The organism is Dolichospermum planctonicum (assembly GCF_005402965.1).
GTDB lineage: Bacteria > Cyanobacteriota > Cyanobacteriia > Cyanobacteriales > Nostocaceae > Dolichospermum > Dolichospermum planctonicum.
Map to the genome: position 1 here is coordinate 1 of NZ_BJCF01000196.1, position 222 is coordinate 222.

Annotated in this window: 1 pseudogene; it reads left to right on the forward strand. The window is 36.5% G+C overall.

Annotation, left to right across the window (positions count from 1 at the left end):
* Nucleotides 1–222 (forward strand): annotated as a pseudogene (locus FFO06_RS21320) (hypothetical protein); the annotation flags it as partial.

Sequence of the window (222 nt, forward strand, 5' to 3'; positions counted from 1 at the left end):
AATGTTATTGATGGTGGTGCAGGAATTGATACCATTACCGATGGTAATCTCAGTTTAGTTACCACAGCGATAACCATAGATGAAAGTAATACGATTAAAAACTTTACCCTAGCAGATGGAACAACTTACACCAACATTGAAAGGTTTACTAGTGCAACAACAGGTAGTGGTAACGATATCATTAACCTCAGTCAACGGATTAATAACAGCTTTAATACAGGT